Below are 23,757 nucleotides of genomic sequence, written 5' to 3' on the forward strand. Positions count from 1 at the left end.
GTGACTCCTTCGTCATCGTGAGGTGGGTTGGTGGGAAACGTCACTTGATGGTGAACCGCTGGCACGCGTTGTCGAGGAGGCTGTACTGCTGCAGCCGCGCGCCGTCGCCGGTTGCGCAGTTGGCGAGGTCGATCGACTTCCCGGTGAGTGCCGACACGAACCGCACGGAGCCGTCCGAGAGTGGCGTGAGGCGCCAGGATGATGCGGTCCCGCAGGCCTCCTGCACGAGGCCGGCGCCGTCAGCAGTGGATCCGCCACTCACGGTGAGGCACAAGGCTGGTGCCGAGGCCGGGTGGATGTGCACCGCGCCACCGACGTCGGAACTGAAGGTGTAGGTCTGGCAGGGCGATCCCAGGTACTGATGCTGTTGGAGGATCGCGCCGATCGCCGTGTCGCAGTTCGGCACGTCGAAGGACTTGCCGGTCGGGACGCTGAGGATCTGGGTCGGTCCGACCGGGCGGATCGACCACTGCTGACAGGCGTTGCCGAGCGCTCTCCACTGCCTCACCTCTCCCCCGGCGGCCGTCGTGCAGTTCGCGACGTCCAGCATCTTGCCGTTGGCGCGGTTCGCGATGGTGAGGTAGCCCTCCGATGCCGGGGCGGGGAGCCACTCCTGGCAGGTGTTCGCCAGCCAGGCCCATTGGCGGGCATCAGTTCCGTCCGCGGTTCCACAGTTCGCGGAATCGAGGACTTTGTTGGTCGAGGCGTTCACGAAACGGTACGCGCCGTCCGCGGTCGAATCCATGACCCAACTGGACGCGGCGGTTGCGCTGTTCGCGCAGGCTCCCTGCACCACGTTGCCGCCGTCGACGGTCGAGCCGCCCGCGACCGTCAGGCAGAGGCCGCTGTTACGATTCACGACTTCGAAGGACGCGCCTTCGACACTGGCGGTGACCGGCCCGCGCTCACCGGAGGGCACCGCAATGGGCGTGCCGGTGGCGATGGGCGTCCCGAAGTCCGGCTCGCCACTCGCATTCCACGTCACCTGTTGTGCCCGCGCCGAACGCTGACGAGCGCATCCACCGTCGGCCCTGGCGTTGCCGTGATAGAGGTTCCACGTCTGGGTGCCGTCGGGTGAGGTGAAGAAGTCGTTGTGCCCGGGGCCGAAGACGCCATTCGCCTTCGAGAAGACGGGACCCGCACTTTTGTTCCAGGATGCTGCGAGCACCGGATCACCGCCGGTGTACCTCAGCGTTCCGAGCTGGTAGTCCTCGGTACCGCAGGAACTGGCCGAGAAGACGATCCACGTCTTTCCGTCCTTCTGCAGTGGCACGGGGCCCTCGTTCACCGGCATACCAATGCGCTCCCAGTCGGCCGTCGGCTGGGACAGGATGTTGATCGGGCCGGTGGCCGTCCACGGGTTCGACATCCTCGCGATGTAGTTGCTCTGCAGGCGATTCGGCTCTGGGGAGAACATGGACCAGGTCACGAACAACTCGCCGTTCAGCTCCAGATACGAGCCGTCGATGTTCCAATCGTTCGTCGGTATCGGCTGTCCTTTGTAGGCGTACGGACCGGTCGGGTCGTCGCCGGCGCTCTCGATCACCTGCAGGTGCTGGCGGTCGAACGTTCCGGCTGTGCCCATGGTGTACATCAGGTACCAGCGCGGACCGTTCGGGCCGGTGAGACGCTTGAGTTCGGGCGCCCACATGTTGGCGTTGCGCCCGGCGGTGGTGTCCGAATAGACCGTGACTGGGGCAGCGGTCTTCAGCCCCTCGAGCGTGGGCGCCTTACGCATCACGACCCGGTTGTCCCAGGTGGTGGCGACGAGGTAATAGTTCCCGTCGAAGAACTCGATCGTGGGATCGGCTCCGTCCGGCAGAACGGGGTTCGTGAACGTCGCCTCGCCGATGGCGTCTGCGGGTGACGTCGGCGCAATCAGCGCGCCGGATAGGACGAACAGCAGACATGCCGCTGCGAGGAGGAAACGACGGAAGAGTGACACGGAGAGCTCCTTCGATCTCGAGTCGCGGCCGAGCGCAGCCACAAGGCCGCACTCAGATGCTGCATCTCTTCGCGTGCCGAGCACGCCAGAGCAGCTGACCGTCCGGGTGCGGGGGCACCCTCTTGACGGAAGTCGGACGGCGTCGTCCGTCACCAACGCTCATGAATTGTGAGCGCTATCAACCGGATCACAATGTGCACCATGTGGGGGGTTTAAGTCAACTGATTGCAGCACAGGCGACCTCGGTCAACCGATGAGAGCGTTCACAGCACACTCTTCGTCGTCGACATACCCGCACCTCAGCGACCGCCGGCCGCAAATGCACGGGTGCCGCGGGAACTACGGGCAGGCCCGTCAGCGATACCGACGTCGAGCACGCACCGCCCTGAAACTGAGCGTTGTGTTCTTTTTTGTTCCGAGATATGTTCTCTGCCGTTGCTGCTCAATCGCAGCGGAAAGGACACCCCCGATGACATCCCGTCAGCGCGCGCTCCTCACGACGTCCCAGGCCCATCCCATCGGAGAGGTCGACAGACGTCTCTTCGGATCGTTCATCGAGCACCTCGGTCGCTGCGTTTACGACGGAGTCCTAGAACCCGGACACCCACTCGCCGACGAGAGAGGTTTTCGAAGCGATGTGCTCGACCTGGTCCAGGAACTCGGGGTTACGACCGTCCGTTACCCAGGAGGCAATTTCGTGTCAGGCTTCCGCTGGGAGGATGCGGTCGGCCCGAAAGAGCAACGGCCACGTCGGCTCGACCTCGCCTGGCATTCGACCGAGACGAACCAGTTCGGCCTCGATGAGTTCATCGATTGGGCGGCAGAAGCCGACGTTGAGCCGATGTACGCGGTCAACCTCGGAACGCGCGGCGTGGAAGAGGCGTTGAACGTGCTGGAATACTCGAACCATCGCTCAGGCACCGAACTCGCAGATGCAAGAATCGCCAACGGGCACCGGAAACCGCATGCCATTCGGATGTGGTGCCTCGGAAACGAGATGGACGGCCCCTGGCAGCTCGGCCACCGCAACGCAACGGATTATGGAAAGATCGCGGCCCGAACCGCGCGCGCGATGAGGCAGTTCGACGAGTCGCTCGAGCTCGTCGTGTGCGGCTCGTCCCACGCGCGCATGCCGACGTTCGGCGCCTGGGAACACGCGGTCCTGTCCGAGACGTTCGATGACGTCGACTTCATCTCCGCCCATGCCTACTTCGAGGAGACGGACGGCGACGCGGCGACATTCCTCGCTTCTGCCGTGGAGATGGACCGGTTCATCGAGGCAGTCGTGGCACAAGCGGACGCCGTTGCCGGCGCCCGCAAGAGCACCAAGCAGATCATGATCTCATTCGACGAGTGGAACGTCTGGTATAGCGCCCGATTCAACCAGGAAGAGAAGATCACGGCTCCCGACCAGTGGCCGGAGGCACCCCGCCTCCTGGAGGACCGTTACTCGGTCCTCGATGCGGTGGTCGTCGGTGGCCTACTGATCTCTCTTCTGAATCATGCTGACCGGGTCAAGGCAGCATCGCTCGCACAGTTGGTGAACGTGATCGCTCCCATCATGACCGAGCCCGGAGGGCCAGCCTGGCGCCAAACGATCTTCTACCCGTTCGCGGCGACGTCTGCGCTCGCCACCGGACGCACACTGCGAACCACCTTCGAAACCCCGACCTACGACACCGAGAAGTACGGAACCGTTCGTACGGTGGATGCGGCAGTCACCTTCGACGAGTCCGCAGGCAGCGGGTCGGTGTTTCTGGTCAACCGTTCCCTCACCGATGAGGTCGACGTCGAGCTCACACTGGACGGCTGCGGCTTCAGCCATGTCGAGTCGACTCAGACGGTCTCGGACGAAGATGTCTCGGCGTCCAACACACTTGAACATCAGGACCGGGTGGTCCCGCACCCGAACGTGACCACCCGGATCGAAGACTCGGTCCTCCGCGTCACGCTCCCCCCCGTGTCCTGGACTGCCATCAAGTTGGTGTGAGGCGAGGCCCGGTACCGAGCGAACGCAGACGAACGTCGTGCCACTGTTGCGACAGACCGAGTCGGCCTATGCGGCGAAGCGGTTTCTTGTCGACCGTGCTTCCAAGGTCACCATCGCACGCGAACTGGGGATGTCCCGGTTCCGCGTCGCCAGGCTCATCGACGAGGCCTACGAGAACGGGCTCGTCGACGTGAAGATCAGCACGCCGGGCGACGTTGATTGGGAACTCTCCAGTGCGATTCAGGAACAATTCGGCCTGGCCTCGGCCTCGGTCGTGCAAGTGACGGCTCAGGACGCAAAGACGGTCCGGAGCGCCCTCGGGCCAGTGGCTGCGCAAGTTCTGCGGGACGAACTCCGAGACGGCGACCTTCTCGGCGTGTCCGTGGGGAGATCGATGCTCGACGTCGCTCTGTCCGCCCGCGGCCTTCCTCATTGCGATGTGGTCCAGCTCACGGGCATCGCCGCCCCCAATCTTGCGTCGGGTCAAGCGATACCGGACATTATGGCGCGAGCCTCCGGAGGCTCTGCCCATCTGCTGCACTCACCGCTGACCCTCCCGGACCCGACAATCGCGGCCGCGATGCGCAACCGCCCGATCAACCGCCGGAGCCTCGCGAAGTTGGATCATCTCGATATCGCCATCGTCACCATCGGCAGCTGGGATCCTCCCCAATCCCAGCTGTTCGAGACTCTGGCCGATGAGGAGTTGCGCCGACGCATCCTGCAAACCGGAGTGCTTGGGGAGGTGGGCGCGACGCTTTTTCTCGGCGATGGCCGACTCTCGGAGGACCTGGCGCCGGTCGCGATCGCCGTGTCCGTGGCACAGCTCGCTCGCGCGCGCTCGGTCATCGCGGTCGCGGGCGGGCCGGGGAAGGCGCGCGCCATCAGGGCGGCCTTGCTGTCGGACATGGTGTCCTCGCTTGTGACCGACGGCCCGACGGCCCGCGAACTTCTCCGATAGCCGCTCACATGAGCGGTGACAAACCCCGGTTCGGCGAACCGCCCTACCGTGTGGAACGCACACTCGACGAAATGGAAACCACATGACCGACCAGGCAGGTACGAAGGAGCACGAAGTAAGGCGGATGCGCGCAAGCGTGCTGACTGGACCGCGACAGCTGGAGGTGCAAGAAGTCCGTGTCCCAGACGTCGGCTCCCGGGACGTACTCGTGCGAGTGGAAGCAGTCGGAGTTTGCGGATCCGATACTCACTTCTATCGGGCCGGACGGATCGGTGATCTGGTCGTCGAGGGACCGATCATTCTCGGTCACGAGACTGCGGGGGTGATCGTCGACGTCGGTGTTGAGGTTGATCGAGCCAGGATCGGGGAACGGGTGTCTATCGAGCCACAGCGGCCGTGTCGTCGCTGCGATCATTGCCGGAACGGCGATTACAACCAATGCTCGGACATCGAGTTCTATGGTGCCTACCCAATCCACGGCTCGTTCGCCGAGTTCGCCGTCATTCCCGATGATTTCGCATACCGTCTCCCCGACGCCATGACGCTCGAGGAGGGCGCCTTGCTCGAGCCGCTCTCGGTCGCGATCTACGCATGCCGCACTGGACGAATCACGGCCGGCTCGAGGGTACTCATCGCTGGCGCTGGACCGATCGGGCTGCTCATCGCGCAGGTCGCTTTCGCATTCGGAGCAGCCGAGGTGTCGGTGACAGACCCCCGGCGGAGCCGCCGAGATTTCGCGGAGGAGTACGCCGAGGTCCGCGGCATGGTCCCCGCCGCGCTCGAGGGAGTGCCGCCCTTCGCAGATGTCTTCATTGATGCATCCGGAGCTCCATCGGCGATCGTCAGCGGGGTGCTAGCGGTGCACCCTCGCGGAAGGGTGGTCCTCGTTGGGATGGGGATGGACGATGTCACGCTCCCGGTATCGGTGATCCAGCATCGAGAGCTCATGGTGACCGGGACGTTCCGCTATGCACACACCTGGCCGCTCGCTATAGAACTCGCTTCGACCGGGAAGGTGCGACTTGCGCCGCTCGTGACGAGCAGGCATTCGCTCGACGACGTCGAGAGCGCTCTTCTAGCGGCATCGACAGATCCATCCAGCGTCAAGTCGGTCGTCGTCCCCACTGCGATGAAGGAGTGACTCACGGAACGGGCTCGGGCTCGCCATGTTCACTGCTGAGCCCGACCGTCAGAGCTTTCGGGTCGAAGCCCGCACGATCAGGGAGCCGAGGAGCGCGGTGCGGGCAGGGCTGACGACTTCTCCGGCGCTGTCCTCAGAACGCTCGATGAGGAAGCGCATCGTCCGAGCGGCTGCTCGACCGAGGTCGAACGTCGGGATGTGATAAGTCGTGAGTGGGGGCGACATGAGCTGGCTCTGGTGGACATCATCGGTCGCGACGATCGAGATGTCCTCTGGAATGCGCAGTCCTGCTTCGGCGATCGCCTGATACGCACCAAAGGCGCTCTTGTCGCTCACGGCATAGATGGCAGTCGGCGGTTCAGACAACGCCAAGAGCTGCACGGTCTGGCGATAGCCCTTGAGGACGTCACCCGGTTCTTGACGAGGCATGAGCCCAGGGTCGGGAGTCAAGCCGGCATCTGAAAGCGCCGCCTGATATCCGTACATCCGGTCTCGGAGGCTCACATATCGTCTGGATCCGAGGAGCATTCCGATACGGCGATGGCCGAGATCCAGCAGGTGGGACGTGCTCAGGTGACCCGCCGTGAAGTTGTCGGCCGTCACGGCATGCGTGCTGGCGTCGTCCTCGAGGTAGTTCTCCAGAAGTACGACGGGTATCGAACTCCGAACGACGCGCCTGACCACATCGCCGTCGACATCACCTCCGTTGGCCAGGATGACGCCGTCGAGGCCGCCTCCGGACATCGAAGCGAGGTCGCGGATCGGATCGTCGCCGACGCGACAGAGTTGAAGCAACATCCGCATGCCGTGCTCTCTGAGTCCCTGCTCGACGCCTGAGACGACCTGCGCCATGAAGCCGTCCTTCGCCGCCTCCGGAGAGATAGCTTCCATGACGAGGCCGACCGTGAGCTTCCGCGCCGTCTCACGCGGCCGCTGCACGTGGACGTATCCGATCTCCTCTATGGCTTGCAGGATCGCCGACCGACGTCGATCGGAGACGCCGCCCTTGCCATTGAGGACCAGAGACACCGCTGAAACGCTTGTGCCGGCCCGCGCTGCCACATCACGCATCGTCGCAACGCTCGCGGCGCCAGCAGCTTTGGCTGGATTCAGGTTCGACATGTGGCTCTTCTCGGTCGAAAGGTGTCCCTCATCTAAACATGCCGTCCAAAAAAAACAAACAAGAACAGGACGCTTTGTTGCGGCACGTTCCATCACGCCCATAGAGTGCTGCCATCAGTCCCGTCGATGCGGACGGGCTCACGGAATCAGGAGAACTTCATCGATGACCACTTCAGCGCGAGCCGACATCAGCCTGGCATCAACGCCGACGACGTACTCCCGGGACATCTTCGGGCACTTCATCGAACACTTCCACCGGCAGGTCTACGGAGGGATCTTCGAACCGGGCTCGCAGCTGACCGACGAGCGCGGATTCCGCCTCGATGTCATCGAGGCGATGCGCGAGTTGCGGCCCTCGGTCGTTCGCTGGCCCGGAGGCTGCTTCGTATCCGGATACCACTGGGTCGACGGAGTGGGACCGGACCGCGTGCCCTTCTACGATAAGGCGTGGCGCGTCACCGACCCCAACACCTTCGGAACGAAGGAGTTCATCGCGTGGTGCGAGGCCATCGGTGCTGCACCCTACATCTGCACCAACGCTGGAACCGGCACGGCCGAGCAGATGAGCGACTGGGTCGAATACACGAACCTCCCGGCCGGGTCCGGGAAGTGGTCAGATCTCCGAGCAGCACATGGCGACCAGCGCCCCTTCGATGTGCGCTACTGGAGTATCGGCAACGAAAACTACGGTGACTGGGAGATCGGGGCCAAGGACGCTCACGAGTGGTCGCGGCTGGTTGCGGAGTCAGCAAAGATGATGCGCCACGTGGACGAGGACCTCATTCTCCTCACCGCCGCTCGAGCCGACCTGGACTGGATGCTTCCGCTACTCAACGAAGCGGGTCAGTTCCTCGACACTCTGTCGATCCACGGCTACTGGGACAAGTTGTCCCAGGTCGACGAGCCCTCCGACTACCTGACCTCGATCGCACAGTCTGTCGCTCCGCAGGACGACATTCAGCGCACTCGCGAGATCATCGGGGCCGCCGGCCTCACGGGGAAGATCTCAATCGCGTTCGACGAGTGGAACCTTCGAGGATGGCATCACCCGAACGGCAACTCACCCGAGAAGCTCGCAGCACGAGACCGCAACGACCTGAACTCGACCTACACGGTTGCCGACGCCCTCTTCTCGGCAAGCTTCTTCAACACGTGTCTTCGTAACGCGGACATCGTGTCAATGGCGAACATCGCGCCCAGTGTGAACACTCGAGGTCCCCTGTACGTCCATGCCGATGGCGTCGTGCGCCGCACGACATTCCATGTGATGGCCATGTATGCCACTCTCCTCGGCGATCGCGCTCTGACCAGTAGCGCTCAGTCCCGAGAGCTCCCGGGAACCGACATCCCGGTCTTCGATCACCTTGCAACGATCGACGAAGCGACCGGTCAGCTGTCGATCGTGCTCATCAACCGTGAGCCTGTCGAAGACCTGCAGGTCACCCTTTCGATCGGGGGAGTCCCCGTGGACGGCACCTTCCCATCCACCGTCCTGTCGGGTCCCGACGTCGACGCCTTCAATGATGTCGACCGGCCGGACGCGGTCGTCCCTATCGAGCGCCAGCTTGGCTTCCACCAGGGCGTCGTCACCCTCGAACCCCACTCCGTGACGATCTGCCAGATCGCACTGCCACTCGCCCATGGAGCAGGCGCCGTCGAAACGCCGGCGCCTGGGCTCGCTTGGGAGCTCGACGGTCGACTCTGGCACCGCAACGCAACCGCTTGACCCGTCATTCGAACCACCATCGATCAAAGGAGATTTCATGGACATCATCACTGGCGGCCCGGTTATCAGCCGGGCGACGCTGCTCCGGGGGATGGGCGCCGCGGCGCTCCTCTCCGTCACCGGCGTTTCCTTGGCAGCATGTGCCCCAGGAGCCGGCCCGAGCGGCCCAACCTCGGGCAAGCTGGTCTTCGTCGTCTACGGAGACGCGGAGGCCCAGAAGACGTACAACCGTCTTTTCGCGGCGTTCTCGAAGCAATATCCGGGCATTCAACTTCAAGCGCTGGCGATCGCGGCCGACACGTGGGCGGACTTCCTCAACACCGTCTCGACACGGATTGCCGGCGGGCAGCAGATCGATGTCATCCAGGTCGCAACCGAGGGGCAGCGGCTGTTCGCATCACGAGATGTCCTCGAGCCACTCGACTCGTTCATCCGCAAGGACCAGTCGCTGGTCGACGAGTACTACGCCGACACGCCGCCGCAGCTTCGTGAATGGTTGAACACCTACGGCTCGCCCGACGGTCGCACCTACTACATGCCGACCGGCTACAACACGATGGCGCTGCAGGTGAGTACGAAGGTGCTCGCGCAGGCCGGAATCGAACTTCCGGACGCCGGCTGGACGTGGGACGAGTTCCGCGCCGCCGGGCAGACGCTGAAGAGTAAAAACGGTGCGTTCATCGGCACTGCCGGAAGCGGATACTTCATCGATGTCATGCCCTGGCTCGTCAACAACGGTGCCAGCACCATGGACGCGGACTGGACGAAGCCGACCTTCTACACCCCGCAGGCTGTGGAGGCGCTCGAGTTCGTCCGGTCACTGGTCGTCGACCAACTCGTGCCGAAGCCCGGCGGCACCTTCGACGCCGCATCGCAGATGCAGAAGGGCAAGCTGGCCACGTTTGGTGGCGGACGCTGGCCGACTGCCGCCTTCCAGGACTTGAAGATGTCAGACCAGGTCACCCTGCGTCCCTGGCCTCGGAACCAGGCTGAAGGGACAGTCGTCGGCTGGGAGGGTTGGCCGATCCTGAAGGGGTCGAAGAACAAGGAGGCGGCGTGGACCTTGATCAAGTTCCTCATGTCGAAGGAGTACGGGGAGGCGATCACGACAGGAGGTGCTTCCTTCGTCCCTGCCCGCGTCTCGATCACCACGGGCCCGCTTTTCACGAAGGACGCACCTTCCAACTCCACGCTGCTGTACGAACAGCTGCCCACCGCGGTGCCGCTCCCCGCGCCGGATCGCTCCACCGAGTTTGCTCGCATCGTCGAGGAGGCTTGGTCACAGGGGGTGACCGGCGCGAAGTCGGCTGACACAGCTCTCCGTGACGCTCAGAAGAAGCTGGAGGGGCTGGTGTCGTGAGCGCTTCTCCAGCTGCCGTACGGGTGGGGACTCCCTCATCTCCACCCGTACGGCGTCACCGCCGACGCAACGGCTGGACCGCGGCCGCCTTCATCGGGCCCGCGATGCTGCTGTTCCTGGTGTTCATCCTCGGGCCACTCATCGCGGCGTTCATCCTGAGCTTCTTCCACTACGACCTCCTGACTCCGCCCGAATACGCGGGTCTGGAGAACTTTCAGGCCCTCGCCACAGATCCGCTCCTCCTCCGCGCGTTAGGGAACACCTTCCTCTTCAGCCTCGGTTCGATGGTGACCCACCTCGTCGGCGGCCTGCTCCTCGCACTCGCCGTGAACTCCGGCATCAACAAAGTGCTCGGATACCTTGTGCGCTCTGCAGTCTTCTTCCCGTTCCTCATCTCCTGGGCAGCAGTCGCGCTCATCTGGCAGTTCGTCCTGGACCCGGCCTTCGGACTCCTCAACCACTACCTCGGAACGATCGGGATCTCAGCACCGAACTGGTTCGCGGATCCTGCCTGGGCGTTGCCCGCGATCATCGGAATCGACTTCTGGCATACCATCGGATACACGTTCCTGATCATGCTCGCTGGCCTTCAGACCATCCCTCGTGAGATCAATGAAGCCGCAACCGTCGATGGGGCCTCTGCCGTCCAGCGGTTCTTCCACATCACGCTGCCACTCATGTCACCGACGCTGTTCTTCGCGACCATCGTGACGTTCATCGGCGCTTTCCAAATCTTCGATCCCATTCAGATCATCACCAAGGGCGGCCCGGACGATGCGACATTGTCCGCCGTCATGTATCTCTACCGAACCGGCTTCCAAGCGTTCGAAATTGGCTACGCCTCGTCAGTCGCGTTGGTGATCTTCGTGGTCATCATGCTCGTCACACTGGTGCAGTTCATCGGACTTCGCAGATGGGTTGACCAGACATGACATCCTCCACAGATCAGACCGGTATCCCGCGGGGCGCCGACGCCCGTGCGACCCGCACCTCTCGGACACGTCGGCGAACGCCCGGTCAACGCGCAGTACGGTGGCTACTCAACCTGGGTCTCTGCCTCATCATCGTGCTCATGGCAGCACCTCTCGTCTGGCTTGTGTCGTCGAGCCTGACCGCTCCTGAAGCAGCCTTCCAGCTGCCGCCCAACTGGATTCCGATCCCGTTCACCCTGGACAACTTCGTGGCGGTCTTCACCGTCGTTCCTCTCGGACGCATGGCGCTGAACAGCCTCATCGTCGCGGTCATCAGTGTCGGCGGATCGCTGATCATCGCGTCTCTAGCAGCGTATGCGTTCTCACGCCTGCAATTCCGTGGCAAGGAAGCGGTCTTCGTCGTCCTCCTCTCGGCTCTGATGATCCCCGGCCAGCTCACGCTCATTCCCGTGTTCATCCTGATGCGCAACATCGGCCTCATCGACTCGCTGGCCGCCCTCTGGCTCCCTGCCCTCATCAACGTCTTCGCGATCTTCTTCCTCCGTCAGTACTTCAATTCCATTCCCCGCGACCTGGACGAAGCCGCTCGGATCGATGGTGCCGGACACGTGCGTATCCTGTTCCAGATCATGCTGCCGTTGGCCACGCCGGCGCTCTCTGCGCTCGCCATCCTCGGCTTCGAAGCATCGTGGAACAGCTACTTCGGACCACTGGTCTTCTTGAACACGCCTGAGAACATGACGCTCCCGATCGGCCTGGTGTCCCTCTCCTCGGGGCTGGGCTCGGCACAACCGACGGTCGTCTTCGCCGGAATCACCCTGGTGGTCCTGCCGATGCTCGTGCTCTTCCTTCTGCTGCAACGGACTTTTGTAGAAAGCGTGGCGGCGGTGGGGGTGCGCGGGTGACGTACAACGCCCTCGCTTCGGTGCCCCGCAACCCCCTCACGAGAGCGGCGGCGGCGATCTGGACGGACCTCCCTGTCCAACTGCTCCTCGGCACCGCTGCCGCCGCTGCGTGGTCCCTTGCGCGCTACTCTGTTCTGTTCACCTTCATTGCACTGCTCATCGTGGTTCCCATTCTCGGACTGCAACTCGCCGTATTCACCGCGTCCTACGACGGTCGGGCAGTCCGGCTGTCTGCGACGTTGGCGCTACTCCCCCGCGCAGCCCTGTCTGCCTGGCTGTTGAGCGGTCCGGGAGTCGCTGCGTTCGCGCTCACCGTCGCGGCGTTCCAGATCTTCGCCGTGAGCGGCCAGTCCTGGATGCTCCTGAGCGGGGGTGCCGGCCTCGCCGTCACGGTCGTCCTGACTGCCATCGGTCTCATGGCGGTACCACCGACGTTGGCCGGAAAGCAACCGCGTAGGTCGGCTTGGGCCGATGCATTCATCCAGTTCGTTTCGAGGCCAGCGTCAGGACTTGCTACCGTCTCGGTGTTCGGTCTCGCCGGTTGGGCCAGTTCCGTGTTGGCTTTCCCTCTCCTCATTCTGTTGTCCCTGCCGCTCGTCGCCCTGTGGCACGCCACCACTCGGCCACTCACGAACTGACGTTCAGGAGCGAGAGGAGAAGTGGGATGGTCACACAAGCGAGGACCGTCTGGACACCGGTGATGGACGCCATCAGCCGCGCGTCTCCGCCCATGCGGGACGCGAGTACATAGGCCGACGGTGCCGTAGGGACGGCCGTGATGAGCAGGATGCTCGTCAGGGTCGGTCCGGTGATCCCGAACGTTATGGCGATGGCGACTGCGCCGAGCGGGAGCGCGATGAGCTTCACGATGGCCGTGATACCGATATCGAGGATGTCTCGTCGGGAAAATGACCAGCGAAGCGCCGCACCGGAGATGAGCGTGCCGCAGACGAGGGCCGGAGCTGCGAGAAGCATGATCGTCGAGGAGACCGGGCCAGGCAGTGAAACCCCGGAGAGATTGACGATGAGGCCGAGGGCGACGCCCTGGATGAGTGGGTTCACGAGCATCTCTTTCCACAGTGGCGGTTTGCGGCTGTCTCCTAGGCGGTCACCGAACCTGGACAGCGCACTGACGGAGATCACGTTGACGAGGGGCACGACGACCGCGCTGGCCAGAGCAAAGGTCGCCGTCCCCTCTGCCCCGTGGAGCGACGAGGCGAAGACGAGCCCGATATAGGTATTGATCCGGATCGAGCCTTGCACGAGTGACGTCAGCTGTGGACCGCCCGCGCGCAGCGGCCGCCGGAGAACGACGATCACTCCTGTTGCGACGAGGATGGGCGCAGCGACGCTCACAGCAAGCGGTCCGAGGGGGACCGATCCGAGGTCCGTCGACGCCACAGAGGTGACGAAGAGGGCAGGGGTGAAGACTCGGTAACTCATCCACTCGAGGCCGCGCCAGAAGCTCGGGTCGCTGACGAACCAACGTCGGATGGCCGCCCCACCTCCCAAGAGCAGGAGTATCGGGACGATCGCCGTTGCCACACCAGTCATGAGAACCGACTGTGGTGCAATGGGTCAGTGCAGTTCAACCATGACAATATGACCGGCGCCTTCCTCGCCGCGGACCTCGTGAACTTGGCCCATCGACACTGGTCGCGATCAGCCCTCCTCGACGTGCTCACCACGCACGAGATACGTCGTCGCGAGGTTACCGAATCAGGTTCGACGTCCCTTCGGGACTGGACGGGTCGCCTGCGACGAGTGTTCGACAGCGGCGAGGCCGACGCACGATGCACGGCAATCAATGATGTTCTCGATGCGGCGGTCTCCCGTGTCTACGTCACCACCCACAACGAGTTGCGCCCGCACCTGCACTTCGTCTCGGACGAGCTGGATGTCGTCGCGCGTGTCAGAGCCGTCACCGCCGGCGGCCTCGCCATGTTCCTGGTCGAAGCGGGAGGCGAACGCCTCGGTCGCTGCGGCCGTGACGGCTGCGGTCTGGTTTTTGTGGACACCAGCAGAAACGGCCGGAGAGCCTACTGCTCGGCGCGCTGCGGGAATGCAGTCGCAGTCGCTCGTCATCGTGGCCGGGTCGTGCCGAAGGCTGAGACCGAGTCGGAACGACAAACACGCGCGAATCCGGGTTGGCCCTCGAGTCCGGCGTGAGGGATGGCTGCACGCGACGGTAGGCAATGTGGACGGAGCTCTTGACGTGCGAACCCACACTCGGGCACTCTCCAACTGCGCGTTGTTAACGCTCACATTTTCTCAATGACGAGGAGTGCCCCATATGGCGATACACAGAATCAAGCGCAGGACGAGCCCCGTGGATGGAAGTCATGCGGACAGCGGAGCCGACGTCCGGTCCGATCGAACACGGTCTTCGACGCGTGCGCGGCGTCGCGTCTACAGCATCCTGTGCATGATCGTCGCTCTCGTGGCGTCGCTGGTCGGACCACTCGCCGTCTCGTCCTCTCCGGCCGAGGCCGTCGGAGAGCCGACGTTCAGGAACCCGCTGGTGAGTGGCGCGGATCCCACGATCGAATACGCCGACGGCAACTATTACATGGCCACCACGACCTACGTCAACCGCGTCACCATCCGCAAGGCTCCTACGCTCGCAGCGCTTGCAACGGCCGTGCCTGCGACGGTCTACTCGGACACCGTGCCGGGACGGAACGGGACCATGTGGGCGCCGGAACTCATGCGGCTGCAGGGCCCGAACGGTTGGCGCTGGTACATCATGTACACGATCGGGGCGACGAACACGTTCGCCCAGCAGCACCTCCACGTGTTGGAGAGCGCTGGCGACGACCCGATGGGGCCGTACACCTACCGAGGCCGGCCGGTCCCCACCGACGAGTTCAACATCGACGGTTCGTACCTGGAGCTGGGCGGGCAGCTGTACATGATGTGGTCGGAGGTCAAGCCCGGCTCGCAGAACAACTACATCGCACGCATGTCGAATCCTTGGACCCTGTCGACGGCGCCGGCGATCTTGTCCCAGCCGACCGAGGATTGGGAGCGCGTCGGCTCGCCCGTCAACGAGGGTCCGGTGGCTCTCCAACGGAACGGGCAGACCTACGTGGTCTACTCCGCGAGCTTCTGCGGGACAGAGGACTACAAGTTGGGCATGCTGACCTACGGCGGCGGAGATCCTCTGGTCGCCGCGTCCTGGACCAAGAGTGGACCGGTCTTCTCGAAGGCGAATGGCGTGTTCGGGCCAGGCCACAACGACTTCTTCACCTCTCCCGACGGGACCGAGGTGTGGAACATGTACCACGGGAACGCGGGGCCGAACGACGGCTGCGGCACCGGTCGCACGAGTCGCGCCCAGCCCGTGTCATTCGCCGCCTCCGGCGTACCGGCGTTCGGACAGCCCGTGTCCACAACCACCGATGTGGCCGTCCCGAGCGGTGAGCGCAGTGGCCGCACGCAGGCCGTCAGAGGTGCGTCGATGGAGCTCGTGAATCGCAACAGTGGACTCTGCGCAGTCATCACCGGTGGGAGTCCCGCTGATGGGGCACTCCTCCAACAGGGTCCGTGCACCGGAGAAGCATCCACGCGGTGGACATGGGATTCGACCGGCGACGGCTTCTTCCGACTGGTGAACGCCTCCTCCGGAAAGTCACTCGACTCTGCCAACTGCGGAACCGCCAACGGCACCGCCGCCCGACAGTGGTCATGGCTCGCCAATGCCTGCCAGCAATGGAGCGCCTCGCCCTCCAACGGAGGCTATTCGGTCATCACGAACCGCGCCAACGGTCGCGTCCTCGACGCCGCGAACTGCAGCACGGCGCCCGGATCGGCAGTCCGTCAGTGGGCGGCGCTCGGAAACGCCTGCCAGGACTGGACGCTCCGACCCGTCGGAGACGTCGCGGTGACCTCGACGGCGAGCGGCAAGTCGGTCGATCTCCCGAACTGCTCGACGGCGGTCGGTGCGGTTCTGCAGCAGTTCGACTGGCAGGCGAGCCCGTGTCAGCGCTGGTCGTTCACTGCGGCGCCGGGTGGCGGTGTGCAGATCCACGCCGCTTCAGCGCCCGAGCTCTGCCTCGCAGTCGCAGGAGGAAGCACGTCCGACGGAGCGGATGTCGCCCAAACCACTTGTGGATCGCCGGGGAGCTCCTGGAGGGTGGATCCTGCATCGGATGGCGCGGTTCGCTTCGTCGCGCTCCACAGCGGGAAAGCCCTCGACCTCGGGAACTGCCGGCTGGACAATGGCGCTCGCATCGGCCAGTGGACAGATCTCGGGAATCAGTGCCAGCGATTCCGTCTGGCTAGCTGACCACCGGTGTGCGGACGGCGGGGTCGTCCGATCGCACTCGGACGGCCTCGCCTTGCGCCATTCCCCGCAGGCGGTGACAGACGGCTTGAGCGGCGAGCACACGTCCAGACTCCCTACCGGGAGGATCTCAATGGGCAGCGCGGAACTACCTCAGGTGCATGGCATCGCGTGAAACCATGCGATTGGGTCGATTCCGTGCCGACGGCGGCACAACGCAGCCCTGGGTGCGGTCCGCAAGACCGCACCCAAGGCCGCGTGCAAGGCCCTACTGGACCGTCGGAACGGTGAACTCATTCACCCCGAAGCGCGAAGGATCGTGGGAGGTCGAGAAGACCCCCGCATCTGGCGCGGTCGCCAGCCCAGGCAGCGTGACGGCACCGCCCACAGCCGCGAAGTTGGATCCATCCGTCGAGTAGTAGCCGGTGACCTGGTTTCCCGACCGAGTCAGCTTCAGCCAGATGGGTCGACTGGTCGTCAAAGCGACTTTGGACTCGGAGTCGATGTATCCGTCTCCGTCTGAGTCCCACTCGAGGACGACGCCGTTCGATGGGGTGACCGCCAGGACCGCGTACCCGGGAGAATACCCAGGACTGGAGATCGAATTCTTCACCATGAGGCCCGACTTGGCCCACGCGCTGCTGTCGGCTTGTGAGACTACCTTGGTCGTCACAGACTTCCCGGTCGTCAGCCCGCCAGGAACGTAGACCGCGCCGTAGCCATCGTCGAACTGGGCGCCTCCCTTGAACACATCGTTTCCGTTCGCGCCCAGCAGGAGCTGGGTTCCGTTCTGTGCGGCTTCACCTCCGCCGGTCATGAACGAAGACAATGGAGCGGCAACACCGGTACTGACCTGCAGGTCGCTGATGAAGTTGGTGGAAGCCCGTGTCGCATCGTGGGATGTGCTGAAGATGCCGCCGTCTGCCGCTCCCGCGATACCCGTCAACGTGACCGCGGAACCGATCTGGCGGTACGAGCTCCCGTCGATGGAGTAGAAGGCTGTGACCTGAGTACCTGACCGCACCAGACGGAGCGAGATCGGACGCTGTGTCTCCACAGCAACCTTGGACTCCTTGTCCAGGTAGCCGTCTGCGTTCGAATCCCATTCCAGTACGACACCGTTGGCTGGGGTGACCGCGAGGATCGCGTAACCGGGCGAGGAGCCGGCCTTTGTCATGTCGTTGCGGATCATGAGCCCGGTCTTCGCCCAGGGGTTCGTGTCGTTCTGCGCATCGACCCGAGCCGACAGCGTGGTGCCCGATCGGACGACCCCGTCCTGATAGACAGCGCCGAAGGCATCATCGGTCTGCGCCCCACCGCGCCATACATCAGCACCCGCCGCGGAGATCGAGAACTGATCGCCGCCCTCCTGCGCGAAGTAGGACGACGTCGCCGAGGTGCCAGTCGTTTGGTAGGGGGCGGCTACATGCGACCCTCCGGCACCGCAGGAGGGGTAGCTGGTAGCCGAGTAGTTGGCGTTCGCGGGTGTCCGCAGACCGGGTGCGACGCCCGCTTCGCACATGATGACCCGAGCGGTCGTCGGCCACGGCCCGGAAACAGCCTGGTCGTTGGTCACCGTGTTGTTTGTGGTGGAGTTGAAGAGGCCCCAGACATCACCCCTGTTGTGATAGTTGTTATCGGCGTTGTTGTCTTTCGTTTCGTTCGGTCCTTGATTGCCATTGGTGTTGGCGAAGATCCACTGGCCGGCGTCCTGGATGACGTTGTACCGCGCCGACATGTAGCGCGAGCCCTCGTCGAGATACAGGCCGATTGTTGACTGCAGGTCATAGATGTAGTTGTTGCGGTAGACCGTGCCCGGACTCGCGGAGAGGTTGTAGATCGAGCCCCCGTCGCTGAAGCCCTTCTTGGTCCCGTGCACCAGGTTGTATGCCACGACGTTGTTGGCCAGGGTCGTCTTGGTCGAGTACTGCGGGTTGAACGCGTAGTAGCCGCGGTTGCGGTAGTCCGGCGATCCTCCTGGGTCGTTCACTCCCCAGCCCCAGCCAGTGTCGATCCCGTCGTAGGGCACGTCTGCGACCTCGTTCTGCATGATGCGGGCATTGGTCACGTAGGTGGTGAGTATCCCGGAGTTGTCCTTATAGTCCTGGCCGATCTTCGTGACGGTGTTGTTCTGGATCAGAATGTCGCGAACGATCATCCTCGGATCCGACGGGTGGTGGGCGTCTTCACGAATGCCTCCGACAACGACGCCACTTCCGGCGAGCTGGGTGAAGGTGTTGGCCGACACTGTGATGTTGGAGGTGCCGAGGCCGACGCCGGTCGCGTGGGCGTTGGCGTCCATGCCGATTCCGAGGCCCGTCTGACCAAGAGCCGTGAACGTGTTCTTCACGAACGCGACCTGGCTCGCCGCCGAAACTTGCACTGCTGCGGGCTCCTGGAACCAGGTGTTGCGAGATCGCTCGAAAGCAGCACAACCCCGATTGCAGGCGGTGAACGCATCGGCCGGTCGGTAGTCGTAGGCGCCCTTGGAGAAGGTGCCGTTCTGCTGGTTCGTGTAGCCGTCAGCGCTGGAGGGGCCGAGCCACGATGTTCCCGAGAACTGGATGCCTTGGAAGGTCAGGTTCGACACAGGTGCGTCATAGGTGCCGCCGATGTGCACGAGAGACTGCAGCCGCGGGAGCTCTACGGCGAGTGATCCCGGGTCGACTCCGTCAGCCGGCTTGTAGTAGAGCTTTCCTGCCACAGGGTCGATGTACCACTGGCCTGCGGTCCGCAGAAAGTTGAGTGAGTTGTTCAGTGTGAGGGTCGGTCCGTGGAAACCGTTCTGGAGCGTGTCCCAGCCCCAGGTGTTGTTGTCCCACCCTGGCTGAGCCATAGCCACCGATGTGCCGGAGATCGAGGCGACTCGGCTGTAACGATCGGTCCATGCTCCGGTACCGTTCAGCTCGATGCGATCCTGCTGCGGAAGGGAACTCAGGTAGTTGAGGGCCGCGTTGTTGATCGTGAGTCCCGTGGCCGTGAGGGTGACGTCGGTCTTGCTGATCGGGATCGAGGCACGCGGAGCGCGCACGCCGTCGACGTACAGCTGTCGTGTATCAAGCCCGATCGGTGTATCGGCAACGTAGATGTTGTTCGCACCGTCGAACTTCGTCCAGCCGCTCACAGGCGTCGCGCCGGTGATGATAGGTGTGCTGCTCGTCTGGTTCTGCCAGACCACATGGCGACCCGGTGAACCGCCGTCCGATGCGCCGAAGTTCAGCGGCGCGGAGACACGGTATGTGCCGCCCCCCAACAGCACGGTGACGTCTTCCGAAGATGACGCCAGCGCCGATCTGGCCGCGACCTGGGCGTCCGTGATCGAACACGGTGCAGCGGCAGAACACGCCGTGCCAGTTCCAGTAGGCGACGTATAGATCGTCGTGGATGCAGCGCTGGCCGACGGAGCGGGTCCGGCGACGACGGCAAGCGCGACGAGGACTGTGGCCGATAGCGCGGCTAGAGGTCCCAGCTTCATTGTTGGTCCTTTGTTCGTGCGATCCCCGCGAGGATCTGCCCTCCCATGGCGACAACGCCGTCGCACGGATCGAGCTTCCGACAAAGATTATACATATGATGAAATGCTGTCAACGCGGTCGATGCGCGCTTCGCACGGTCAAACTCATCCGACCTGGCCCGTCGGGATACCGCGCCAGCCCGATAGCAGGAACGGTGAGCACGAGCCAGTCGGTACCTGGGTTTCGAGAGTTGGGCGCCGAACGCCTCAGCTTGCGACAAGGATCGAAGCTGGTCAGCCCCAGCGCCCCCGTCGATTCTGGACCGGACCGCCCATGCCTGTTGAGAAGCTCATACTCACTGCCGAAGAGGCTGCAGCGTCCCTCGGGGTGGGCCGTTCCACGGGCTACGACCTCAAGAGGCTCGCTGCGCCGTCCGCTGACGGCACTGAGACTCTGGGCGGAGCGACATATCGACGAGGACCTGGAAGCCAGAGACGCCTTCGACGAGCGAGGGCTCGAGGAGGCGACTTCGGCGCTCTGACTCGAGGCGGCTTCGTGCCGCCCCAGGGAGTCTCAGCTATTCGCGCCGCGCGTCGCCGAGCTCGGGAGGTTGTCCTTCGGAAGGCTCGCACCCGCTGCCAAGGCCTCGGTCCAGGCTTCCGTGGTCGAGACCGCCGCGAAGTTGGAGTTGAGCAACGCCATGAGCGTGCCGTGCACGGTCCGGGCGTCCGCAGATCCGGCGTCGTTGGTGATGTTGATGGCCCCGGTCGCGTCGGAGAGGACTTCGGCCTCAAGGCCGAGTGTCTCGGACTGGGCCGCCGACGCGAGGATGCAGTTGTTCGTCATGTAGCCGACGAGTGTGACGGTATTCACATCGTGCTCCTGGAGCCAGTCGAGCAGATCCGTTCCCGCGAAGACCGACCCGTACTGCTTGGTGATCGACTTCCATTCGGGCCGCTGCCGGCGCGCGATCTCGGGGTGCACGTCGAACCCGGTGGTGGCGGGGTTGAAGACCGGGGCGCCCTCGCCCGCCGTGTGCTGGACGACCGCGACGGGCACGCCGGCCGCGACGGCAGCGTCGATCGCCGCGGTGATCCGAGGGAGGGACTCGGCGTGAGGCGGGAATTGGATCTCCAGTGGACCGGAGAAGTACTCCTGCTGGACGTCAACGAGGATCAGCGCGCGTCGTGCGGTACTCATGGTTCATTCCTTACGGTCAGATGGCGCCTTTCTGGCGACCTTCCTAGCCTTCGTTGTCGTCGCATGATCAACAAGTGGCCCAGATACGCAATACTGATGAGATCAGGCCAAGATTGGAGCGCTCGTGAACATCGCTGTCTACGCTTTCGACGGCATCACGCTGTTCCACCTCTCGGTGCCGCAGATGGTCTTCGACGAGGTACGACGACTGGGACTCGGAGACTGGCGGCCAGTCCTGTTCGGCGAGTCCCTTGGCCCGATTCGCACGGCAGAGGGCTACACGATCGAGGGGACTCAGGGGCTGGACGCTGTTGACGCCGCCGACATCGTCGTCATTCCGTCCTGGACGGACGACGCCCGACCCGTTCCGCCGAGCGTGCACGACTCCGTCGTCGGCGCACACCGAAGCGGTGCGATGGTCGTGGGTCTCTGCCTCGGAGCCATCGCTGTCTCCGATATGGGCCTCCTCTCCGGTCGCAGCGCTGCTACCCATTGGCACGCCGTGGAGAGCCTCCGAGCCCGCCACCCCGAGATCTCAGTCGATGCCGACAAGCTCTACGTGGATCACGGCGATGTCCTGACCTCGGCCGGAACGGCGTCGGGTATCGATGCCTGTCTCCACATCGTGCGGACCAGACTCGGCGCGGAGGCTGCCAACCGCGTCGCCCGCAGCCTGGTCGTCGCCCCGCACCGCGAAGGTGGGCAGGCCCAGTACATCGAGCGGCCGATCCCGAGTGACACCGGCGAGGACCCCATCGCCCGGGCGTCCGGATGGGCTCTCGACCATCTCGACGAGGATCTGTCTATCGATCGTCTCGCTGCGGCTGCTCGGATGAGTCGTCGATCATTCGTGCGACTCTTTCGGATGGCGACCGGCGCGACGCCCGCCGCCTGGATCCGCGCGCGACGCCTGGACGAGGCCCGCCGGCTCCTCGAGATGACCGATCTCCCCATCGATCGCATCGCCGCGTCCTGCGGATTCACACCGGTCACCTTCCGGCAGAACTTCGCAGCGACCTTCGGCAGCACACCGTCCCGGTACCGTACCCGGTTCGACGCGCGGCAGGCGGCGGCAGGATAGCCGGCCGGACCCGAACGCCGCGCATCCGGTGACCGTTCACCCACCTCCACCCCAAGCCGCCGAAGTGCTCAGCCGGACCGATCCTCATCGCCTACCGATGAGGATCGGCGAGCCCGTCCGGCTGCCGTAGGCCGTCGCTGAACTCGACTCATCTGATGTCGATCTCGTTTCCACTCTTGACGCGCAATCGGCGCAGGCTTAGTCTCATCTCAAGTACAGACCGTGCGCTCGGTCGGTTCACATTTTGTTCGATAGAGTCATCCATCCGCCCCGCGGAGGGAACTTCAATGAGGAGGTTTCATGTCCATGTCCAACCCGGGCGGTCCGCCGCTCACGGCGGTTGATGCCGTCACCCCAGCACACGAGCGCGTTCCACTGATCGCGCCACCGACCGAGAAGGCGGCGCCGCGCGTGATCGCGGCGATGGTCGGAGCACGCCTAGGACTGATGGTCGCGTTGTCGACGCCGCTGACCGCGGGCCTCGTCCTCAAGCTCCAGACCCTGGTCGACCCGGATGCCATCGTCGGCACCCTCGGCCTCGTCACGTCACTCGGGGCGCTGTCCGCCCTCCTGTTCGATCCCATCTTCGGCCGACTGAGCGACCGGACGACCAGCCGGTTCGGTCGACGCCGCCCGTGGATGCTGATCGGCGCGGCGGGTCTCATCGTCGCTCTCGCGATCATCGCGCTCGCGCCGAACGCCGGAGTGGTCGCACTCGGATGGGTGCTCGGCCAGATGCTCGCTAATGCAGCGGTCAGCGCACACACCGCCACACTCGCCGATCAACTCCCTTCTCGCCAGCGCGGCAAGGTCAGCGGCATGATCGGCATCGCGCAGCAGGCGGCAGCGCTCGGCGCCGCCTACGCCGCCCAGTTCCTGGGGACCCAGCTCCTTCTGCTGTTCCTGGTGCCCGGCGTGATCGGCTTCATCCTTGTGGCCGTGTACGCCTTGGTGCTGCCCGATCAGCAGCTGCCGAAGCGGCCGCGCAGCGAGGGCGGGTTCCTCACGGTCCTGAAGACGTTCTGGGTCAACCCGCTCAAACACCCCGACTTCGCTCTCGCGTGGGGCTCGCGGTTCCTGCTCGTCCTCGCGAACTTCATGTTCATCACCTTCCGCCTGCTCTGGATCCAGAACGAATTCGGCCTGACACCCGCCAAGGCTGCCGAGGTGATGGCCACCGGTGTGCTCTGCTACACGATCTCGCTCATCGTGGCCGGCCAGATCGCCGGCTGGTTGTCAGACAAGATCGGCCGTCGCAAGCCGTTCATCGTGGGTTCCGCGCTGATCTTCGCCGTCGGGACGTACATGCTCACCCATGTCGAGAGCAACCAAGGGTTCTTCCTTGCCGAGGTCGTCCTCGGCATCGGTTTCGGCATCTACGTGGCCGTGGATCTGGCTCTCGTGCTCGACGTGCTGCCGAGCGCGAACGACGCCGCGAAAGACCTCGGCGTGTTCAACATCGCGATGGCGGGGCCGCAGGTGCTCGCCCCTGGCGCGTCGGCGATCCTGATCGGTCTTGGCGCCGGGCAGAACTTCGACCTGATGCTCGTCGTCGCCGCCGTCATCGCGATCCTCGGGGCCGTGATGATCCTGCCCGTCAAAACCGTCAAGTAGATCGAAAGAGCTCACAACATGTCACGAACAGCTGAGGACC

17 protein-coding genes are annotated in these 23,757 nt (G+C 64.1%); 12 read left to right on the forward strand and 5 right to left on the reverse strand.

The window, feature by feature from the left end; translation table 11 throughout:
• Positions 1–40 precede the first annotated feature (40 nt).
• Entirely contained in the window at positions 41–1,945 is a 1,905-nt protein-coding gene (locus IFU30_RS13970; protein ID WP_197977584.1) for an RICIN domain-containing protein, read from the reverse strand.
• A gap of 469 nt (positions 1,946–2,414) precedes the next feature.
• Here IFU30_RS13970 and arfA point away from each other — a divergent pair, with 469 nt between their 5' ends.
• The 3 genes from arfA to IFU30_RS13985 all read left to right on the forward strand — a co-directional run bounded on the left by arfA (position 2,415) and on the right by IFU30_RS13985 (position 6,037).
• A complete protein-coding gene (gene arfA / locus IFU30_RS13975; protein WP_137243670.1) occupies positions 2,415–3,935 on the forward strand; it encodes an arabinosylfuranosidase ArfA in 1,521 nt (506 codons plus the stop codon).
• A 37-nt stretch (positions 3,936–3,972) separates the two neighbouring features.
• A complete protein-coding gene (locus IFU30_RS13980; RefSeq protein ID WP_137243671.1) occupies positions 3,973–4,896 on the forward strand; it encodes a sugar-binding transcriptional regulator in 924 nt (307 codons plus the stop codon).
• An 82-nt stretch (positions 4,897–4,978) separates the two neighbouring features.
• Positions 4,979–6,037: an NAD(P)-dependent alcohol dehydrogenase gene (locus tag IFU30_RS13985; RefSeq protein ID WP_137243672.1), complete on the forward strand. Its 1,059-nt coding sequence runs from the start codon at positions 4,979–4,981 to the stop codon at positions 6,035–6,037.
• A 48-nt stretch (positions 6,038–6,085) separates the two neighbouring features.
• On the opposite strand, the gene IFU30_RS13990 is transcribed toward IFU30_RS13985, so the two are convergent.
• Positions 6,086–7,159 (reverse strand): LacI family DNA-binding transcriptional regulator, encoded by a 1,074-nt coding sequence (locus IFU30_RS13990; protein WP_161578646.1) that lies wholly within the window; start codon positions 7,157–7,159, stop codon positions 6,086–6,088.
• Between IFU30_RS13990 and IFU30_RS13995 the strand changes: the two genes are divergently transcribed.
• The 5 genes from IFU30_RS13995 to IFU30_RS14015 all read left to right on the forward strand — a co-directional run bounded on the left by IFU30_RS13995 (position 7,158) and on the right by IFU30_RS14015 (position 12,720).
• Positions 7,158–8,885, forward strand: a complete 1,728-nt coding sequence (locus tag IFU30_RS13995) for an alpha-L-arabinofuranosidase C-terminal domain-containing protein (protein WP_197977585.1) — start codon at positions 7,158–7,160, stop codon at positions 8,883–8,885. The two genes, IFU30_RS13990 and IFU30_RS13995, sit on opposite strands and share 2 nt — an antisense overlap.
• The gene (locus tag IFU30_RS14000; RefSeq protein WP_197977586.1) at positions 8,800–10,245 is read left to right on the forward strand and encodes an ABC transporter substrate-binding protein; all 1,446 of its coding nucleotides are present in this window, start codon (positions 8,800–8,802) and stop codon (positions 10,243–10,245) included. Before IFU30_RS13995 ends, IFU30_RS14000 begins: the two co-directional genes overlap by 86 nt.
• 104 nt (positions 10,246–10,349) lie before the next feature.
• Positions 10,350–11,177, forward strand: a complete 828-nt coding sequence (locus IFU30_RS14005; RefSeq protein ID WP_137243674.1) for a carbohydrate ABC transporter permease — start codon at positions 10,350–10,352, stop codon at positions 11,175–11,177.
• Between the two features lie 140 nt (positions 11,178–11,317).
• On the forward strand, positions 11,318–12,082 hold the full coding sequence (locus IFU30_RS14010) for a carbohydrate ABC transporter permease (protein ID WP_197977588.1): 765 nt from the start codon (positions 11,318–11,320) through the stop codon (positions 12,080–12,082).
• Positions 12,079–12,720: a hypothetical protein gene (locus IFU30_RS14015; protein ID WP_137243676.1), complete on the forward strand. Its 642-nt coding sequence runs from the start codon at positions 12,079–12,081 to the stop codon at positions 12,718–12,720. The genes IFU30_RS14010 and IFU30_RS14015 overlap by 4 nt, the downstream gene beginning before the upstream one ends.
• Here the strand turns inward: IFU30_RS14015 and IFU30_RS14020 are convergent.
• Positions 12,710–13,636, reverse strand: a complete 927-nt coding sequence (locus IFU30_RS14020; protein WP_137243677.1) for an AEC family transporter — start codon at positions 13,634–13,636, stop codon at positions 12,710–12,712. The genes IFU30_RS14015 and IFU30_RS14020 overlap by 11 nt on opposite strands.
• 27 nt (positions 13,637–13,663) lie before the next feature.
• Between IFU30_RS14020 and IFU30_RS14025 the strand changes: the two genes are divergently transcribed.
• Positions 13,664–14,251: a CGNR zinc finger domain-containing protein gene (locus tag IFU30_RS14025; RefSeq protein WP_137243678.1), complete on the forward strand. Its 588-nt coding sequence runs from the start codon at positions 13,664–13,666 to the stop codon at positions 14,249–14,251.
• Between the two features lie 256 nt (positions 14,252–14,507).
• Positions 14,508–16,370 carry an RICIN domain-containing protein gene (locus IFU30_RS14030; RefSeq protein WP_137243679.1) on the forward strand — a complete coding sequence of 621 codons (1,863 nt, stop codon included), beginning with the start codon at positions 14,508–14,510 and terminating at the stop codon, positions 16,368–16,370.
• A 265-nt stretch (positions 16,371–16,635) separates the two neighbouring features.
• On the opposite strand, the gene IFU30_RS14035 is transcribed toward IFU30_RS14030, so the two are convergent.
• Positions 16,636–19,842: a right-handed parallel beta-helix repeat-containing protein gene (locus tag IFU30_RS14035; RefSeq protein WP_191941605.1), complete on the reverse strand. Its 3,207-nt coding sequence runs from the start codon at positions 19,840–19,842 to the stop codon at positions 16,636–16,638.
• A gap of 553 nt (positions 19,843–20,395) precedes the next feature.
• A complete protein-coding gene (locus IFU30_RS14040; protein ID WP_137243680.1) occupies positions 20,396–21,022 on the reverse strand; it encodes an isochorismatase family protein in 627 nt (208 codons plus the stop codon).
• A gap of 124 nt (positions 21,023–21,146) precedes the next feature.
• On the opposite strand from IFU30_RS14040, the gene IFU30_RS20945 reads away from it, so the two are divergent.
• Complete coding sequence (locus tag IFU30_RS20945) at positions 21,147–22,103, forward strand: GlxA family transcriptional regulator (RefSeq protein WP_137243681.1); 957 nt, start codon at positions 21,147–21,149, stop codon at positions 22,101–22,103.
• 300 nt (positions 22,104–22,403) lie between these two features.
• Complete coding sequence (locus tag IFU30_RS14050) at positions 22,404–23,717, forward strand: MFS transporter (protein WP_137243682.1); 1,314 nt, start codon at positions 22,404–22,406, stop codon at positions 23,715–23,717.
• The last annotated feature ends 40 nt before the right edge of the window (positions 23,718–23,757 follow it).

The sequence above is a fragment of the Plantibacter sp. CFBP 8798 genome (assembly GCF_014841195.1).
GTDB classification, from domain to species: Bacteria; Actinomycetota; Actinomycetes; order Actinomycetales; family Microbacteriaceae; genus Plantibacter; species Plantibacter auratus.

What these genes read in the sequence shown, in the direction of transcription:
- IFU30_RS14005 (WP_137243674.1), top strand. Translation starts at nt 10,350, where the DNA reads ATGCTGCTGTTCCTGGTGTTCATCCTCGGGCCACTCATCGCGGCGTTC.
- IFU30_RS13990 (WP_161578646.1), bottom strand. Translation starts at nt 7,159, where the DNA reads ATGTCGAACCTGAATCCAGCCAAAGCTGCTGGCGCCGCGAGCGTTGCG.
- IFU30_RS13995 (WP_197977585.1), top strand. Translation starts at nt 7,158, where the DNA reads ATGTGGCTCTTCTCGGTCGAAAGGTGTCCCTCATCTAAACATGCCGTC.
- IFU30_RS14030 (WP_137243679.1), top strand. Translation starts at nt 14,508, where the DNA reads ATGATCGTCGCTCTCGTGGCGTCGCTGGTCGGACCACTCGCCGTCTCG.
- IFU30_RS14040 (WP_137243680.1), bottom strand. Translation starts at nt 21,022, where the DNA reads ATGAGTACCGCACGACGCGCGCTGATCCTCGTTGACGTCCAGCAGGAG.
- IFU30_RS14010 (WP_197977588.1), top strand. Translation starts at nt 11,318, where the DNA reads ATGGCAGCACCTCTCGTCTGGCTTGTGTCGTCGAGCCTGACCGCTCCT.
- arfA (WP_137243670.1), top strand. Translation starts at nt 2,415, where the DNA reads ATGACATCCCGTCAGCGCGCGCTCCTCACGACGTCCCAGGCCCATCCC.
- IFU30_RS13985 (WP_137243672.1), top strand. Translation starts at nt 4,979, where the DNA reads ATGACCGACCAGGCAGGTACGAAGGAGCACGAAGTAAGGCGGATGCGC.
- IFU30_RS14035 (WP_191941605.1), bottom strand. Translation starts at nt 19,842, where the DNA reads ATGAAGCTGGGACCTCTAGCCGCGCTATCGGCCACAGTCCTCGTCGCG.
- IFU30_RS14050 (WP_137243682.1), top strand. Translation starts at nt 22,404, where the DNA reads ATGTCCATGTCCAACCCGGGCGGTCCGCCGCTCACGGCGGTTGATGCC.
- IFU30_RS14020 (WP_137243677.1), bottom strand. Translation starts at nt 13,636, where the DNA reads ATGACTGGTGTGGCAACGGCGATCGTCCCGATACTCCTGCTCTTGGGA.
- IFU30_RS14000 (WP_197977586.1), top strand. Translation starts at nt 8,800, where the DNA reads ATGGAGCAGGCGCCGTCGAAACGCCGGCGCCTGGGCTCGCTTGGGAGC.